Raw genomic sequence first — 16,415 nt, forward strand, 5'->3', positions numbered from 1 at the left:
CGCCGGGCGAGCAATGATAATGACTCCTGCCACGTTTCAGCCCTTACGGCGTACATCGTCCCGTGCGGCGAGTCGCCGGACGCACGACGCCGATTACTTTCTCCGCGAGACGACCATGCGATTGGCCGCACTGCTCTTATTGACGCTGACGGTTTCCGTCGGCCACGTTTCTTCCGCCTCCGGCCAGTATGGCTTCTGGCCGTACGGCGGCTATGCCTCCACGCCCGGCGAAGGCGCCGCCCTGGGCATGGCCGCCATGGTCCGCTCGGCCGGCATGGCCACCATGGCCGCCGGCAAGGGCGCCGAGGCGACCGCCCAGGCCGCCAGCACGTTCGAAGACGCCCGGTCGAAGTATATGGACAACCAAATCAAATACACGCAGGTCTACACCGAGCGGCAAAGGTTTTTGCAATCGCAACGCGAGGCCCGGCGCCGGCCGCCGCCTTCGGCCGAGCAGCTCTATCGGATCTCGCAGCAGCGGCTGCCCAAGGCGCTCTCTCCCAGCCAGCTCGATCCCGTCACCGGGGCGATTTCCTGGCCGCTGGTGCTGAGAGACGAATCGTTCGACTCGTATCGTGAAACGTCCCAAAAGTTCTTTCGCGATGCCGTGGCGAATCCGCAAACCTTCACCTACGACGCCTACAGCCAACTTCAAGAAACCAGCGGCGAGTGCCTGGCCTTATTGAAGTCGCGGATCAAAGAGTACCGCCCCAACGATTACATTCAGGCCAAGAACTTCGTCGAGAGCCTCACCTACGCGGCTCAACAACTGTAATGTGAGGAACCATCGATGACGCCCCAACCTTTTAAGACTCTGCTGCCGGCGGTGGCCGCCCTGCTGTGGGCGGCCGCGGCCCTGGCGGCCGACGACGCCGCTTCGCTCGGCAAAGCGCTGGCCGGCGCCAGCCCCCACGAGCGTGCCAAAGCCGCCGACGGACTGGCCGATCTCGGCCCCAAGGCCAAATCGGCCGTTCCCGCCCTCGTCGCAGCACTGGCAGACAAAGACGCCAACGTCCGCGGTCATGCCGCCTACGCCCTGGGGCAGATCGGCGACCAACGCGCGGCGGTGGTCACCGGGCTGTTCTCGCTGGCCGGCGACCGTGATCCGCTCGTGCGTCGCACGGCCATCCGCGCGTTGCGAAGCCTCAAGCTGCCGCGCAACGTGGTGCTGCCCAAGATGGTCAAGGCGCTTAAGAGCGCCGCTCCGGCCGACGCGGCCGCCATCCTATCGACCCTAGCCGAGGCGGGCGAAGAGGCGGTGCCCTTCCTCACCGAGTGCCTCGCCGATAAAGAGGCCTGCTATTGGGCCTGCCTGGCGCTGGCCGACATCGGGCCGGCCGCCAAGAGCGCCGTACCGGAGCTGGCCAAACTCCGCGACCGCGAGGAGCCGACCGTGCGGTTGCAAGCGTTCGTGGCCCTGGGCGAGATCGGTCCGGCCGCGAAGTCGGCGGTGCCCATGATCGTCAAAAGCCTGGAGACCGACAAAAACGCGGGCGTGCGTTACGCGGCCGCCTTCGCGCTGGGGCAAATCGGCGCCGGCGACAAGCGGACCCGCGCCGCGCTGGCCAAAGGAATTGAGAGTGATGACGCATTTTTGCAGATCGTCTCGGCCTGGGCGTTGGCCCGCGTAGCCAAAGACGACCAGCCGCTGCACGACAAGGCGACCAAATTGATTCTGGAGGGCCTGAAGTCCGAGAAGGTCGACGTGCGTCGCGCGGCGGCCCGCGCGCTGGCCGAGATCAACCCGCCGCCGGAAATGGTTGCTCCGGTGCTCATCAAGGCGATTCACGACAATGACCCCTCGGTCATCGGCAACGCCGTCGACGCCTTGGCCTCGCTGGGGACGAAGATCGTGCCGCGTCTGGCGAACAACGCGCTGAAGAACAAAGACCTGCGGCTCTATGCGGTGCGCGTGCTGGCCAAGATCGGCCCCGACGCCAAGGAAGCCGCGCCGGCATTGGCCGAAACGCTTGCGGACGCCACGGGCGACTACCGCCGCGAAGCACAATACGTTCTGGGCCTGTTTGGCGCTGATTCGGCCCCCGCCGTGCCCGAACTGATCAAGTCGCTCTCCAGCGACGACGATCGCGTCCGCAACAGCGCGATCTATGCCTTGGGCAAGATCGGCCCCGCCGCCAAGGCCGCTTCGCCGGAGCTGCGCAAACTGCTGGCCGGCGACGACGACTTCGCCCGTTTCGGCGCCACTTGGGCGTTGGTGCGGATCGACCCCAAGGATCCGAAGATGGTGGCGGCCGCGGTGCCGGCGCTCGTCAAGGGCCTCTCAGACGAGCGTCCGCTGGTTCGGGCGGAATCCGCCGCCACACTGGGCGAGTTGGGGCCGGCGGCCAAATCGGCCCTGCCCGAACTGAAGAAGGCGGCGGAAGACCCCGAGCAACCGGTGAGCGACGCGGCCAGGCAGGCCATCGAGCGGATCAACGGCGGCAAGGGCTAACCTGCCTAACCAAGCTCGGCTAGTTGCAATCCACGGACGTTGATGCGATAATCCGAGCATAACCCACCTTTAGGTTCCTTAAACTTTCCTGCCCGGAAGGAGCCACGCATGATCCTGCCCGTCAGCCGTTCGGCCTTGGCCGCTGCGGTTCTGTTGTTGTTATGCTACCCGCTGGAGTCGTTCGCCGACTCGACGCCCGCCAAGATCGAAGCGCCCGGACTGGGCGACCCCGGTACGATGACGAAGCTCGTCGTCGAAACCGGCTTTCCCGATGGAAAAATCACCACCCTGCGCGGCCAAGACTCGCAGCAGCAACTGCTGGTTGCCGCTCAATTCAGCTCCGGGCAGGTCCGCGATTTGACCCGCGACGTGGCCTACGAAGTCGCTCCGCCGGGCATCGTCACCGTCGATGCCACGGGCCTCGTACTGCCGATCACCGATGGCCAGGTGACCGTCACGGCGGTCGGCCCCGGAGGCGTGCGGGCCAGCGTCAATCTGGCGGTGACCAACACCATCCACGACACGCCCATCAACTTTCCCAACCAGATTGTGCCGATCTTCACCAAGCTCGGTTGCAACAGCGGCGGCTGCCACGGCAAGGCGAGCGGCCAGAACGGCTTCAAGCTTTCGCTGCTCGGCTTCGAACCGGGCGAAGACTACGAGCACTTGGTGAAAGAAGGCCGCGGACGGCGTTTGTTCCCCGGCGATCCCGACCGCAGCCTGCTGTTGCTCAAGCCGATCAACGCGGCCCCACACGGCGGCGGCCAGCGGCTCGACGCCGACTCGCACGAGTACAAGCTCATTCGCCGCTGGATCGTGCAGGGCATGCCCTACGGCAGCGACAACGATCCCAAGGTCGTCCGAATCGAAGTCATCCCCGGTGAGCGCTCGATGCAGCGCGGCGGCTCGCAACAGATCGTCACGCTGGCCCACTACAGCGACGGCTCGATCGAAGACGTGACCCGCGTCGCCACCTACGACTCCAACGACGGCGAGATGGCCGAATGCTTTCCGACGGGGCTGGTCAACACCCGCGAGCTGACCGGTGACGTGGCGATCATGGCCCGCTATCAGGGTCAGGTCGGCGTGTTTCGGGCCACGATTCCGCTGGGTATCGCCGTGGACAATCTCCCGGCGGCGAAGAACTTTATCGACGAGTTGGTCTTCAAGAAGCTGAAGACGCTGGGCGTGCCGCCGTCGGCCGTCTGCGATGACGCCACGTTCATCCGCCGCGTGTCGATCGACCTTTCCGGGCGGCTGCCGGCGCCGGACGAGACGCTGGCGTTCGTGGCCGATCAGGATCCGGCCAAACGCAACAAGCTGGTCGGCCGGCTGCTCGATAGCCCGTCGTATGCCGACTATTTCGCCAACAAGTGGGGCGCGATTCTTCGCAACAAGCGGCGCACACCGAACTACATGCGCGGCTCCTACGCCTTCCACGGCTGGATCCGCGATAGCTTGTATGAGAACAAGCCCTACGACCAGTTCGTGCGAGAGATCGTGGCGGCCAGCGGCGAGTTGGGCGACAATCCGCCCGTCGTCTGGTATCGCGAGGTGAAGGAAATCGATCAGCAAGTCGAAGACACCGCCCAGCTTTTCCTGGGACTGCGGATTCAGTGCGCCCGCTGCCATCATCATCCCTTCGAGAAATGGAGCCAGCGCGACTATTACGGCATGGCGGCCTTCTTCTCGCAGGTCGGCCGCAAGCCGGGCTACGAACCGGACGAGCAGCGCATCTTCCATCGCCGCGGCGAAGCAGCCGCGACGAACCCCAAGACGGGCGAGCGGCTGCTGCCGACCGGTCTGGGGGCTGAGCCGGTCAAGGGCGCGCCGGAACGCGACCCGCGGCAATCGCTGGCCGACTGGCTGTCGGACCCCTCGAATCCGTTCTTTGCCAAGGCCCTGGTCAATCGTTACTGGAAGCACTGCTTCAGCCGAGGCATCGTCGAACCGGAAGACGACATGCGCGTGACCAATCCGGCCTCGAACCCCGAGTTGCTGTCGGCGTTGTCGGAACACTTCATCGCTCACAAATTCGACCTGAAGGACCTTCTGCGGACGATCTGCACGTCGAGCACCTATCAACTCGCGGCCGATCCGAACCAGTACAACGTGAACGACAAGCAGAACTTTTCGCGTTATTACCCGAAGCGGCTGACGGCCGAGGTGCTGCTCGACGCGATCGACTCGGTGACGGCTTCGAGCACGTCGTTTTCCGGCTTGCCGGTGGGAACGCACGCCATCGAGTTGCCCGACAACGGGGCGAACAATTACTTTTTGACCGTGTTCGGCCGTCCGGAAGGATCGAGCGCTTGCGAGTGCGAGCGGTCGCAGGAGGCCAACCTGGCCCAGAGCCTGCACTTGTTGAACTCGTCGGAGATTCAGGCCAAACTATCCGGTGGGCAAGGCCGTGCGGCCCAATTCGGGCAAGACCCGAAACAACCGCCCGAAGAAAAGGTGCGTTGGCTTTACCTGTCGGTGTTTTCGCGTCCGCCGGTGGCCGACGAGATGTCGGTGGCCTTGGCCCACATCAACAAAGTGGAGAACAAGCAGCAGGCCTACGAAGACATTTTGTGGGCGCTGGTGAATACCAAGGAGTTCTTGTTCAACCACTAAGCGATAAATGAAAGTTTATCTTTTGCAACACGTGCATTGTTTAGAAGGTGGTGCGGAAGATGTGAAGATGATTGGCGCGTATTCCTCACGAGAAAACGCCGAGGCGGCAATAACGCGCCTCAGCCGGCGTGCGGGCTTTTCTGAAGCTACGGCTGGATTTCACATCGACGAATACCAGGTCGACAAGGACCAATCGGTAGAAGGGTATTCGACGCTCGCAAACGCTTGATGGACGCCTGCCGTGCATTTATTATAGAACCGTAGGGTGGGACCAGCGAGCTTGCGAGCGCCGGCCCACCGTAAACGACGTCGCCGATGGTGGGCCGGCGCTCGCAAGCTCGCTGGTCCCACCCTACGTTTGCTGCCCCGCCCGTCGCTCGCCGACGACCCCGCCCACCAAATAGAACATCCGCTCCAGCCCCAGGAGCTTTCACTATGCCGCATACCTCGCCACGCTCGTTTGTTCCCTTTTTCGGACTGCTAAGCTGCCTCGCGCTAGCTGATAGCGCCTCCGCCCAACTGCCCGTCACGCAGCTTTTCGCGCTCTCGCCACCGGGCGGCAAGCAAGCCAGCACGGTCGACGTTGCCATCTCGTCGGGCACCGATCTCGACGGCGTGAAGGCACTCTACTTTTCGCATCCCGGCATCACCGCCGTTCAAAAAATGTCTCCGCCCAAGCTGCCGCAGCTTGCCGCGGAGCCGATCGCCAATCAGTTCACCGTGACGATTCCGGCCGACGTGCCGCCCGGCGTGTACGACGTGCGGGCAATTGGCACCTTCGGCGTCTCCAATCCACGGTCGTTCGTCGTGGGCACGCTGCCCGAAGTGAAGGAGCAGAGCGGCAACAACGTTCGCGAGAAGGCCCAGGCGATCGAACTCAATACGACCGTGAACAGCACGGCCGACGGAAACAATTCCGATTGGTATAGGTTCGCGGGCAAAGCCGGCCAGCGGCTGATCGTCGACTGCTGGGCCCAGCGCATCGACTCGCGGATGGACGCCACGATGGAGCTTTACGACGCGGCGGGCAAACAGCTTGCTCGCAGCCGCGACTTCAATCGCCGCGACCCGCTGATCGACTTTTCCGTGCCCGCCGACGGCGATTATTTCCTTAAGCTCTTCGACTTTGTCTACGGCGGCGGCGGCGAGCATTTCTATCGCTTTGCCGTGAGTACCGGTCCGTACGTCGACTACCTTCTGCCGCCGTGCGGACTGCCGGGCACGAAGGGCACTTTCACGCTTTATGGCCGCAACCTGCCGGGTGGCGTGCCGGCCGATGGACTCGCCATCGAAGGCCGCCCCCTGGAAAAACTGGCGGTGGAGATGGACGTGCCGGGCGACAAGCCAACCGAACGCGTCCCGCCCGGCACCTTGGCCAAGCCCGACGAAGCAGAGCTCGACGGTTTCGAATATCGCTTCGTGAGTCCGCAAGGCACCTCCAATGCCTGCTTCATCGGTTACGCCGCGGCGCCCGTCGTGCTGGAGCAAGAACCGAACGACGAGCCGGCCAAGGCCAACGTGGTCACGCTCCCCTGCGAGTTCGTCGGCGAGTTTGGGCCGCGCGGCAATCCCGATTGGCTGCAGTTCGAGGCCAAGGCGGGCGAGGTCTATTGGTTGGAAGCAATTTCGGAGCGGCTGGGGCTGCCCACCGATCCCGCCGTGCTCATCCAGCGTGTGACCAAGAACGACAAAGGCGAAGAGCAAGCCGCCGACATCACCGATTTCGACGACCACGGCGCGAACGTCGGCGGGCTGTCGTTCAACACCACCAGCGACGACGGCAGCTTCCGCTTTGCCGTGCCGGCCGAGGGCACTTACCGCGCAATGATTCGCGATTTGGCCCTCAACCCGCGCAACGATCCGCGGCGTATCTATCGCTTGTCGATCCACCGCGAACAGCCCGACTTCCGCCTGGCCGCCGTGCCGATCTTTCCGGCCAACAACAAGACGGAAGCCCGGCCTTGGAACCCGCTCTTGCGGCGCGGCAGCACCGAGCGGATCGACGTGGTGGCCTTCCGCCGCGACGGTTTCGCGGGTGAGATGAAACTGGCCGCCGAAGGTCTGCCTGCCGGTGTGACCGCTGCTCCGGCCATCATCGGGCAGGGTCAGAATGCCACCACGCTCACGCTCACGGCATCCGATCAAGCGGCCGATTGGACCGGGCCAATTCAGATCGTCGGCCGGGCGAAAGTGGGAGCGACCGACGTGGCCCGTGCCGCGCGGCCGGGCACCGTGTTGTACGCCGCACCGCAGAACATTCCGGCGCATGCCCGGCTGGCCCGCAGCATGGTGCTGGCGGTCACCGCCGCGGACACGGCGCCGCTGACGGTCGAGCTGGGCGAAGGCAAGACCTGGGAGATGTCGCGGGCCGGCAAGCTGGAAATCCCAGTGAAGGTCACGCGTCGCGGGACGATCAAGGGCAACATCACGCTGACCGCGCAGGGCATGCCGCCGAACGTGCAGCCGCAGCCGTTGACGCTCGACGGCAACACCAACGAAGGCAAGCTCGCGTTGCAGATCAACCCGCAGGCGCCGCTGGGCGAGTTCTCGCTCTATTTACAGGCGCAAACGACCGCGTCATACCGGCGCGACGTGGCCGCCGCGGAAGCCGCCGCCAAGACCAAGGCGGAGATCGAAAAGCTGGCCGCCGATCTGGCAGCCGCCTCTCAAGTGGCCGAAACCGCCAAGCAAGCGGCCGTCAAGGCCGCCGCCGAGGCCGACGCGGCCCTCAAAGCGGCCCAGGTCGTCAAGCAGCAAGCGACGGCCGAAACGCAGGAAGCCGCCGACAAGGCGCTGGCCGAGGCCGAAGCCAAATTGAAAGCCGCCAACGATGCCAGGGCCGCCGCTGAAAAGGCCGCCGACGACGCGGCGGCGTTGGCCAAGGCCGCCGCCGAGTTGAAACCGGCCGCCGACAAACGGGCGGCCGACACCGCCAACGCCGCGGCGCCCAAAGACGTGGCCTTGTTCTGGCCCTCGACGAGCACAGCCATCAAGATCACGGCGGCGCCGATCACCATGACCGCCACGGCGCCGGCGGCCGCCATCAAACTGGGCGCGCAGGGCGAAGTGCCGGTCAAGATCGAGCGACTGTATGGCTTCGGCGAGGCGGTGCAGGTACAGGCGGTGTTGCCCGGCGGTGTGCAGGGCGTCACGATCGCGCCGCTGCCCGTGCCTGCCGGACAGGCCGAGGTGAAACTGATCGTGCAGGCCGCGGCCAACGCGACACCGGGCACGCACGCGATTACCATCAAAGCGATCGCCCCTTTCAACGGCCAACAGCTCGCCGTCGAGCAGCCGGTGATGGTGCTGATTGAAAAGTAGATAGCGTCGTGACGTTTTCAGTTGTTTTCCACAATCTCCTTCACGCTCGTCAGTCGCAAGCGGCCCAACGGGTTGTCCATCGGGCTTCGGGCCGTCAGCTCGTCGCCGGATGTCGTCGCGACCCGAAAGCGCGGCATACCACGGCCGTCGGCCAGCACGTGTCCGTCGCCGATCGGCTTCTCGCCGGCCGCCACATAGCGGATGACGTCGACAATCGCTTCGGCGTCGCCCGCCGCGCGGCGCATGACGAGATCCGGAAACCCCAACACGTGCATGCCCATCGTCCCTATTTCACGTTCGCCGCGGACGATGGAAACGAAGGCGAAGCTCAGGGCGTCGGCAGAACCGTCGTCGGCCATTGCGATCCAATCGCCGCCGCCATGGGCCAGGCCGCTGTTATCGATAAACACCCCGGCCCCGCCCGCTCGGATGATTGAAGCGCCCGCCTGCATCATGGTCCGCGCCGCATCCAGCGAACCGCCGGGGCCGCTCAAGGCGATGTTGGCCGTATAGCGGCTCACGATGGCCAGTTCTTCGTCCGTCGCGGGCCGCCGGCAGGACGACTTGAAAATCTCCGCAAACTGCTCGTCGGGCGAAATCGGCACGAATTCAATCGCGCTGCCGTCCGGCAGCACCAAACTTTCGGCCGTCAGCTTGAAGCCTGCCGGCAGGCGCGCCAGCAGCTCGCGCGGATGCGACCAGGCGCCGGGAATGCGAAGCGTCGTCTGCACCGAATCGTTCGTCGAGGCCATCGTTCTTGCCTTACTTGCGAGTTTTGTCTTTCGAGCCGCGGCCGAGCAACCGTCGACGGGAAGGCCCGCGCCAGCGGTCCCAATAGAAGCATGACGCGATTCGGAAAAAGTTCAATAGCCGCCTGCTACAGCCGGGCGAGTGACACGAGGCGGAGCCAGTCGGGCGATGCGCGCGTTGACCCGCATATCGAGGTGGGGCTACGATAGGCATCACCGACTACGAGGGTTGACTCCACTAAGGCACCAAAGGCACAATGGGATGACACTCGAAGGATCTTACGCGCTGCGCGGCCAAATGCGCGCTATCGGCAAGCCTTGAAAGCCGTCGCAGAAGTCAGATAATTAAAACTTTGAATCGCTAGGGCAACATCCCAGCGGCTGACCCTCGAAGCAGCGCCTCTGGGTGGTGGATCCATTTGTTCTGTCGAAGTCGAGCACTTCCTCGAGCGCAATAGCGGACATCGTTTGGCAAATGGATTGTCACGTCAGGAAAATCTCCCTTTGGTCCACCTTACCACGGCGCGGACTGCGCAGACGATAGCTCATAGCTTCTTCTGAAAGGCAGAACGTCTCCACAGAAACTACCTCCTGATCCTCGGCATATCGGCGTCACGTCGTTTCCGCGGCTCTACTTTGCTTGGCGCAGGCCGTCGGTCAAATGGGCAGCCGACGTTTGCTCGGCGTTGTCGACGGGTCCGGTTCCGTTGAGACGCTCCTGCATCACGCGGTCGATCATCTTCGATTCGATAATGTCGTCGGCGAAGGCGTTGGCGATCAGCTCATTCCCGGCGGGCGTGTAGTGTACGTCGTCGTAAAGATAGTCCGTCGTCTTAGGCATTTGCCGCTCCAAATCGACGAAGCCGACGCCCGCCTCGGACGCCAGTCGCCGCGTCGCATCGTTGAACAGGCGCATGCCCTCCACCATCGAGTGCAGCGAGGGACGCTTGCCGTCATAGTAATGCGTCAGCGGAAAGACGAGCGATTGCTGCTGGCTTTCCGTCAGGTCGTCGCGATAGAGCGAGGGTTGAGTGGCCAGCAGCACCTGCATTCCCTTGGAGCGGGCGATGGCGACGAAGTCGCGGAGGTTGCGCTCGAAGGCCGGCAGGCTCTGCCACTCGTTAATCTCGACCGGCCGGGCCTTGGGAACGAAAAAACTCTTGACACCGCCCAGCCCTTGCCCGTAAGGACCGGTAAGGCGGACCTGATCGAAGCGCAAGTCAGAGCACCAGGGACCGGTGGTCATCGAGGCGGACACCTTTTGCCAACGGGCGGCCATGTGGGCGGTCGCGCCTAGATAATGTCGGTAATCCGAGCAGTAGGGTCCGTCGCCGAGAGCGTCCGGCGAGAGACTTCGCACCAGATCGTTGATGCCGTGAAACGTGATCACCAGGTCCGGCGAGAAGTCCTGGCCGAGAAACAGAAGCTTGATCGTATCGTGCTCGGTGGCATGCCAGTCGGCGCCGAGGTTCTGGACCTCGATGTGGTATTGCGGGTACGCCGCTTGCAGCCGCATTTCCAGCAGCCGGCAATGCGATTGCTCGTAGAGTACCGTGCCGCAATAGACGGTCGAGCCTCCGAGAACGAACACCCGAAAAGCATCGTCTCCTTTCGCCTGCGTGAGGTCGTCGCCTCGAAAGCCCCAGCGATTCACGTGTTCGATCGGATCGTTCGGCAGGTGCGTGTTCTGGAGATAGGGATGATAAATATCGAGGTTAAACGTCATCACCCGATTGATCGCCGGCCCCGTGCCGAGTGCGCCGGTGGCCGCGTAGGCAGTCAGGGAGGCAACGAAGATGGCCGCGAGTTTCTGCCACGGCCGCACGGCCAAGGTCCGTCCGGAGGGCAGTTTCAACTCGTGCGTGACGGCGCAGAACCTGGCAAGAACATGAAACGCGGGCAGGGCGATGAGAAACAGGAAACCGAGAAACGCCGCGTACGGCAGGTCATATTTGCCGAAGACGACGGGATCGAGCGAGGTGTGCAGCAGGTAGCCCAGCGCGAACACGAAGACCGCGAACGACGCCAGCCTGGAGATCCAGACCGCCAGCCGCGACGCTCTTTTATGAGACGGTTCAGTCATGCGGCGGTTAGATCGACTTTCTTTTCGCTAGTTCTTGTCGCCACGTGCCAGCGAACTCGCCGCGGCGCGGCCGCTTTGCCCACACTAGAAGTTTATATCGTGGCCCGTGGCCTCGCCACAACGCCGCTTTCCGGCAGGCGCCGCGCACAAGCACTGATGAGGTGGCTGGCCCCGCCTGACTGTTCAAGATCGCGATGGGGCCAAGCGATGCCCCGCTTGAACACGCCGGCGCGTCACGTAAAGACGCGCGGTGCGTCCCGTTCGAGGTGTGATGCCAGACGGTGCGCGTCGTTGCGGACCGTTAAAAGAACCCCATGCCGCCGCCCATGCCCATGCCACCCATACCCATGCCGCCCATGCCCATGCCTCCCATCCCGCCCATGCCGCCGCCCATGCCTCCCATGCCGCCGCCCATGCCCATGCCGTAGCTGCCGCCGCCCGGCATTCCCAAAAGGCCGCCGCCCATGCCACCGCCGCCCGGCCCGGACATGTTGCGCGGAGGAGCGATGGGAACCACCAGGTCGGCCACCGGGTAAACGCGGTTGCTGAGCATCTGCTCGGCCTCGGTCTTGCTGGTGATCATCAGCACTTCGTCGCGGAGCACATAGCTGAGATCGAACTCGCCCAGCAGCAGCTTGAGCGCCGATTTCAACGTGATGCCCTTGATGGTCCGCGTGACCGGCACTTCGCTGCCGACGCCCGCGTCGGCGAGCGCCTTCTTGTCTAACTGGATCTCGATGTTGTGGCGATTCTTGAGATAGTCGATCACGTCGGAAAGCGGCTGCTCGGCGAAGTCGAGCTCGGTCTTGTCGTCCAGCGCCGCCAGAATTTTGACCTCGCTCGGCCCGTTCTCCTTCAAATCGACCGCCTTGAACTTTTTGCGGCGCTCGGTGATCAACTGCCATACTTCGGGGCCGGGATAGACGATCGGCGGATCGTCGGGAAACGGCACGTGCGACAGCTCCACCTGCAACAAGTTGTCGGTGAAACCTTTGTAGCGCATGTCGCGCGCCGCGTTGATCGAAGCCGTATAGCCCACCGTGCGGGCGGAAAGCTCGGCGACGCGTAGACCGGACGTGCCCGGTTCGACGTCTTCGGCGATGACGGCCAGGGCTTCCGCGTCGCGATAGCGTTCTTCGTCCATCAGGGCCTCGAACCGCGACATGAGCTGATCGATCTTTTGCTCCTGCACGAAGAGCTGGCGATTGGCCCGTTCGCGCGACTCGCCGGCGGCGTCGGCCTGCTGCCGTTGCAAATCGCGCTCGATTTTGTCGTTCGACATGCGGCTGGCTGCCCGCAAACCGCCTTCAATCCTCTCCATCATTTGCGAGCGGACTTCAGGACGGAGCTCGGCCGACTGCGACACTTTTTCCAACAGCAGCTTCAACTGGTTGCACGAGAGCTCGGGGTCGTTGCTCATCGTGGCGCTCGCCTGGCTGAGCGTGTCCTTCACTTCGGCCTGCAAGAAGCCTTCGACAATGCCCCGTTGCCGTTCCAGATTGTCGAGCAGGGCGCCGTCGGCGGCACCGTTCTCCGCGGCGGGCGGTGCGGCGGAAGCGGTGTCGCGGGCCATGCGCAAGTCGTCAGCGGCCGATGCCCCTCGGCGTGCCGTGGCCGCGTGAAGCAGATTGGCCTCGGCGTTGGCGGGATCGAGGCGTTCGGCTTCGTGGGCAAGCTGCTCGGCCTCGTCCGTGCGGCCCATGGCCAGGGCCTGTTCTCCAAGCCGGGCCAACTGCTGCGCTCCGAAAGTGACCAGCCGGCGCAGCTCGTTCAGGCCGGCGCTGCCCACCGTCGGCAGGGCCACGCCGCCGGTCAGCGCCGCCAGTTCCACCACCTGGCCCAGATACGCGTTTTCGGCCAGGGGCCGTTCGGGCACGGCCTGCCATGTGAGCGTTACCGGCTTGCCCGCCAGCTCGGCTGCTACGTTGAGGGAAAGCGGCTGGCCAGCTTCGGCCGCCTTCGGATCGAGCGTTCCCAGCAGCAGGCTGTCGCGGTCGAACCGCAGGGGCGGCATGCGGCGCGGAAAGATGTCTTTGAAGGCCGCGGGCCATTTCGTGCCGGTCGGCCAAATGACGGCGGCCCGCGCCATCGCCGCCAGCAAGCTGCCGACCTGGCGGTCCGCGGCGCGAACGTCATCGGCAATCAGCATGCCGCCGGTCTGGTTCGCCAAAGCGCCGAGCAGCCCGCCTTCGACCACGGGCCCGATGGCATAGCTGGTACACGCGACGCGGCGATCCGCACATTGGCCGACGATGCGCGCCAGCGCTTCGACCGGCACGGGACCGGCGGTGCTGAGGCCGTCGCCGAGATAGACAACCGACCTCGCACTTCGCGCGTCGTTCGGGCCAGGCCATGTGGCCAGCGCCGCCTCCAGCGCTTCGCGCATATCGGTCGAGCCGAGCGGCACGCGACGCTCGAGCGCAGACAGGGCCTGACGCAAAGCGTCGCCGTTGGGCGGCACGAAGGTTGGCGTCAGTCGCGCGGCGGTCACGTCGACTGCCAGCAGCATCACGCGGTCGTCGGCGGCCAGCCCGGCCAGCATGGCCCGCAGCACGCCGAGCGCTTTCGTGCGGTACGCACCAACCTGGCTGGCCGACGTATCGAACAGCACCACGACGTCGTGCGGCTGCGTCTTCGGCTGCGCCAACTGGGGCGAAAGTTTGATTGCAAAATAAGCTGGCCCATCGGGTTTGACGTAGGTCTCAAAAACGATTCCCGGCGTCGGCGAGCCGTTGGATTCTACGGCGAACGTGCCTTGCAAGCTGTCTTGGTGCAAACTCACACCGAGCACCAGGCAGGCCCACCATGCCGATCGCGACCAACAAACCTTGGACATGCGTTGCTCCCGAAAAAGAGGACTTCCACCACGCGCGGCCAGTTCGCTCGGCTGTCGTGCGTTGACGAAGTCCACCGAGCCAATGGGTAATATGCGTCGTCTGGACAACATGCGTTATTCTAACCGGCTGACTCACGTTATGCCAGCAAAAAGGGGCTGTCTCGCTGTTTTTGGGGCAGTGCCCGAAAGTCGGCGTCATCCGTTACAATGCGGACGATCTCATCAAGCGTTACTTCCGCGATATAGGACACCGGTTCCGATGGATGAAGCGAGCCACCTTCTCGAAGGTATCAGGACCACGATGGAGCGAATACAACTGCTTGGGCAGCGTGCAGCCGCAATTCAAGCGAAAAGCGACGAGCTACGAGAAAAGCAGGAAGCGCTGGTCGCCGAGCACGAATCGCTGCTGGCCGACAAAGCGGCGCTCGAGCGTGAGACCGCGGAAGCCGTGGCCGCGTTTACGGGGCTAAAAGCTCAAGTCGAGGCACTCGCTCAGGCCCGCGGCGGAGCGTAGCTTCGGATTTCGTCTTGACGCGGCGCCGGCCGTAACGTTTAATTGTCTCAGCGAATGCGAGAGCGCCGTGAGGCTTTCCGCCCGGCGTGCTGAAAAACAGCTTCTTCCGCTGCGGTAACCCTTGCGAGTCCCAGGCTTCGGCAAGGTTACTTTGCTCTTCGCCCCCCCCGCCCCAGTTCGGCCCCGTAAATTCGGCAATGAGCCGAACGGGCCCGCGTTTCCAGCCACACCGGATCATTCGGCCGGCCGTAGCTGACTTCACTTTGAGGAACTAATGACTCAGTTTTCCGATCTCGGCCTCGCCGAGCACCTTCTTCGCGCTGTCCGCGACGAAGGCTACCACACTCCCACCCCCATTCAGGCCCAGGCCATCGGTCCCGTGCGCGAAGGCCGCGACCTGATCGGCTGCGCCCAGACCGGCACCGGCAAAACCGCCGCCTTTGCCCTGCCGTTGCTGCACCGTCTGGCCCAGAAGCCATCGAACGTCAACGGCCGCGGCCGCAAAATTCGCGTGCTCGTGCTGGCCCCCACCCGCGAGCTCTCCAGCCAAATCGGCGAAAGCTTCAACACCTATGGCCGTCATCTGCATCTGCGCTGTTCGTTGGTGTATGGCGGCGTCAGCCAGAACCCGCAAGTGCGGGCGCTCAACCAGGGGGTCGATATCCTGGTGGCCACGCCCGGCCGGCTGCTCGACCTGATGAACCAGGGGTTTGTCGACCTCTCGAAGGTCGAGTCGCTCGTGCTCGACGAGGCCGATCAGATGCTCGACATGGGGTTCATTCACGACCTGCGTCGGATCGTGGCCAAGGTGCCCGCCAGCCGGCAGACTCTCTTGTTTTCGGCCACGATGCCGCCGGAAATCCGGCAGCTCGCCGCAAGCTGGCTGCGCGACCCGGTGACGGTGCAGGTGGCCGCCGTGTCGGCCCCGGCCGAGCGGATCAGCCAGTCGGTGTACCTGGTCGATCAGCGGCACAAGCCGCACCTGCTCGTGCATTGGCTCAAGAGCAGCGGCTCGGCGCGCACGCTGGTGTTCACGCGCACCAAGCACGGCGCCGACAAGGTCGTTCGGCACCTGGCGAAATCGGGCATTCGCGCGGAAGCGATTCACGGCAACAAGAGCCAGTCGGCCCGCGAGCGCGCCTTGCGGCTCTTCAAGTCGCAGCAGCCGCCCGTGCTGGTGGCCACCGACATCGCCTCTCGCGGCCTGGACATCGACGATGTTTCGCACGTGGTCAATTTCGACATGCCGCTGGTGGCCGAAGCCTACGTGCATCGCATCGGCCGCACAGCCCGCGCCGGTGCTTCGGGCGAGGCCGTTTCGTTCTGCGACCGCGCGGAGCGTTCGCAGTTGAAGGCGATCGAGCGGTTGATTCGGCAATCGTTGCGGATCGAGAAAGACCAGCCGCAATACCCGACGCGTGCCGAGCCGGTGATCCGCGCCCCCGAGCCGGCCGAATCACGCGGCCGCGACCAGCGTCGTGGTTTCGGCAAGCGGCGCTCGCAAGAGTCTGTGACGGCCGCAACGCCATCCTCATCGGGCCAACGTCGCCGCCGAAACCGCCCACGTATCAGCCCCTGATCGGCATGGCGCCGGCGATGGTATACCTCGCGCGGAGCTAACCCCACCAATGGGCCAACTGTCAGATTCTGACAGTTGATCGGCTGTTCCCCGTCCCCGCCGGCAAGCCAAGCGAAGACCGTCGCGATCTAAAACACTTGTGAAAAATAGGCGTGGTTCAAAGCAGGGTAACACTTCCCGTTGGAGTTCTGCCAGCACCTCCTGCCGGAAGTACCTGCCGCTGCGTTGGTTACGTCCTGACGCGGCCCACGCAGGGCGGCGAAAG

Annotated in this window: 10 protein-coding genes; 7 read left to right on the forward strand and 3 right to left on the reverse strand. The window is 64.2% G+C overall.

Annotation, left to right across the window (positions count from 1 at the left end; translation table 11 throughout):
• Positions 1 to 19 precede the first annotated feature (19 nt).
• From VNH11_22740 to VNH11_22760, 5 genes are all read left to right on the forward strand, one after another.
• Positions 20 to 775, forward strand: coding sequence for a hypothetical protein (locus VNH11_22740; protein ID HVA49199.1), 756 nt, complete (start codon positions 20 to 22; stop codon positions 773 to 775).
• A gap of 15 nt (positions 776 to 790) precedes the next feature.
• The gene (locus VNH11_22745; protein ID HVA49200.1) at positions 791 to 2,452 is read left to right on the forward strand and encodes a HEAT repeat domain-containing protein; all 1,662 of its coding nucleotides are present in this window, start codon (positions 791 to 793) and stop codon (positions 2,450 to 2,452) included.
• Positions 2,453 to 2,560: 108 nt separating this feature from the next.
• Positions 2,561 to 5,068, forward strand: a complete 2,508-nt coding sequence (locus VNH11_22750) for a DUF1549 domain-containing protein (GenBank protein HVA49201.1) — start codon at positions 2,561 to 2,563, stop codon at positions 5,066 to 5,068.
• A gap of 7 nt (positions 5,069 to 5,075) precedes the next feature.
• Positions 5,076 to 5,297 carry a hypothetical protein gene (locus VNH11_22755; GenBank protein ID HVA49202.1) on the forward strand — a complete coding sequence of 74 codons (222 nt, stop codon included), beginning with the start codon at positions 5,076 to 5,078 and terminating at the stop codon, positions 5,295 to 5,297.
• Between the two features lie 206 nt (positions 5,298 to 5,503).
• Positions 5,504 to 8,389: a PPC domain-containing protein gene (locus tag VNH11_22760; protein HVA49203.1), complete on the forward strand. Its 2,886-nt coding sequence runs from the start codon at positions 5,504 to 5,506 to the stop codon at positions 8,387 to 8,389.
• Between the two features lie 17 nt (positions 8,390 to 8,406).
• Here VNH11_22760 and VNH11_22765 read toward each other — a convergent pair whose 3' ends face one another.
• The 3 genes from VNH11_22765 to VNH11_22775 all read right to left on the reverse strand — a co-directional run bounded on the left by VNH11_22765 (position 8,407) and on the right by VNH11_22775 (position 14,057).
• Complete coding sequence (locus tag VNH11_22765) at positions 8,407 to 9,141, reverse strand: hypothetical protein (protein ID HVA49204.1); 735 nt, start codon at positions 9,139 to 9,141, stop codon at positions 8,407 to 8,409.
• 628 nt (positions 9,142 to 9,769) lie between these two features.
• Positions 9,770 to 11,221 (reverse strand): hypothetical protein, encoded by a 1,452-nt coding sequence (locus VNH11_22770; GenBank protein ID HVA49205.1) that lies wholly within the window; start codon positions 11,219 to 11,221, stop codon positions 9,770 to 9,772.
• Between the two features lie 301 nt (positions 11,222 to 11,522).
• Positions 11,523 to 14,057 carry a hypothetical protein gene (locus tag VNH11_22775; GenBank protein ID HVA49206.1) on the reverse strand — a complete coding sequence of 845 codons (2,535 nt, stop codon included), beginning with the start codon at positions 14,055 to 14,057 and terminating at the stop codon, positions 11,523 to 11,525.
• Positions 14,058 to 14,358: 301 nt separating this feature from the next.
• Here VNH11_22775 and VNH11_22780 point away from each other — a divergent pair, with 301 nt between their 5' ends.
• On the forward strand, positions 14,359 to 14,571 hold the full coding sequence (locus tag VNH11_22780) for a hypothetical protein (GenBank protein ID HVA49207.1): 213 nt from the start codon (positions 14,359 to 14,361) through the stop codon (positions 14,569 to 14,571).
• Between the two features lie 274 nt (positions 14,572 to 14,845).
• A complete protein-coding gene (locus tag VNH11_22785) occupies positions 14,846 to 16,150 on the forward strand; it encodes a DEAD/DEAH box helicase (protein ID HVA49208.1) in 1,305 nt (434 codons plus the stop codon).
• The last annotated feature ends 265 nt before the right edge of the window (positions 16,151 to 16,415 follow it).

The organism is Pirellulales bacterium (assembly GCA_035533075.1).
GTDB lineage: Bacteria > Planctomycetota > Planctomycetia > Pirellulales > JAICIG01 > DASSFG01.

Coding starts and splice junctions, on each gene's coding strand:
- VNH11_22780 (HVA49207.1), top strand. CDS start 14,359: ATGGAGCGAATACAACTGCTTGGGCAGCGTGCAGCCGCAATTCAAGCG.
- VNH11_22750 (HVA49201.1), top strand. CDS start 2,561: ATGATCCTGCCCGTCAGCCGTTCGGCCTTGGCCGCTGCGGTTCTGTTG.
- VNH11_22785 (HVA49208.1), top strand. CDS start 14,846: ATGACTCAGTTTTCCGATCTCGGCCTCGCCGAGCACCTTCTTCGCGCT.
- VNH11_22760 (HVA49203.1), top strand. CDS start 5,504: ATGCCGCATACCTCGCCACGCTCGTTTGTTCCCTTTTTCGGACTGCTA.
- VNH11_22745 (HVA49200.1), top strand. CDS start 791: ATGACGCCCCAACCTTTTAAGACTCTGCTGCCGGCGGTGGCCGCCCTG.
- VNH11_22765 (HVA49204.1), bottom strand. CDS start 9,141: ATGGCCTCGACGAACGATTCGGTGCAGACGACGCTTCGCATTCCCGGC.
- VNH11_22770 (HVA49205.1), bottom strand. CDS start 11,221: ATGACTGAACCGTCTCATAAAAGAGCGTCGCGGCTGGCGGTCTGGATC.
- VNH11_22740 (HVA49199.1), top strand. CDS start 20: ATGACTCCTGCCACGTTTCAGCCCTTACGGCGTACATCGTCCCGTGCG.
- VNH11_22755 (HVA49202.1), top strand. CDS start 5,076: ATGAAAGTTTATCTTTTGCAACACGTGCATTGTTTAGAAGGTGGTGCG.
- VNH11_22775 (HVA49206.1), bottom strand. CDS start 14,057: ATGTCCAAGGTTTGTTGGTCGCGATCGGCATGGTGGGCCTGCCTGGTG.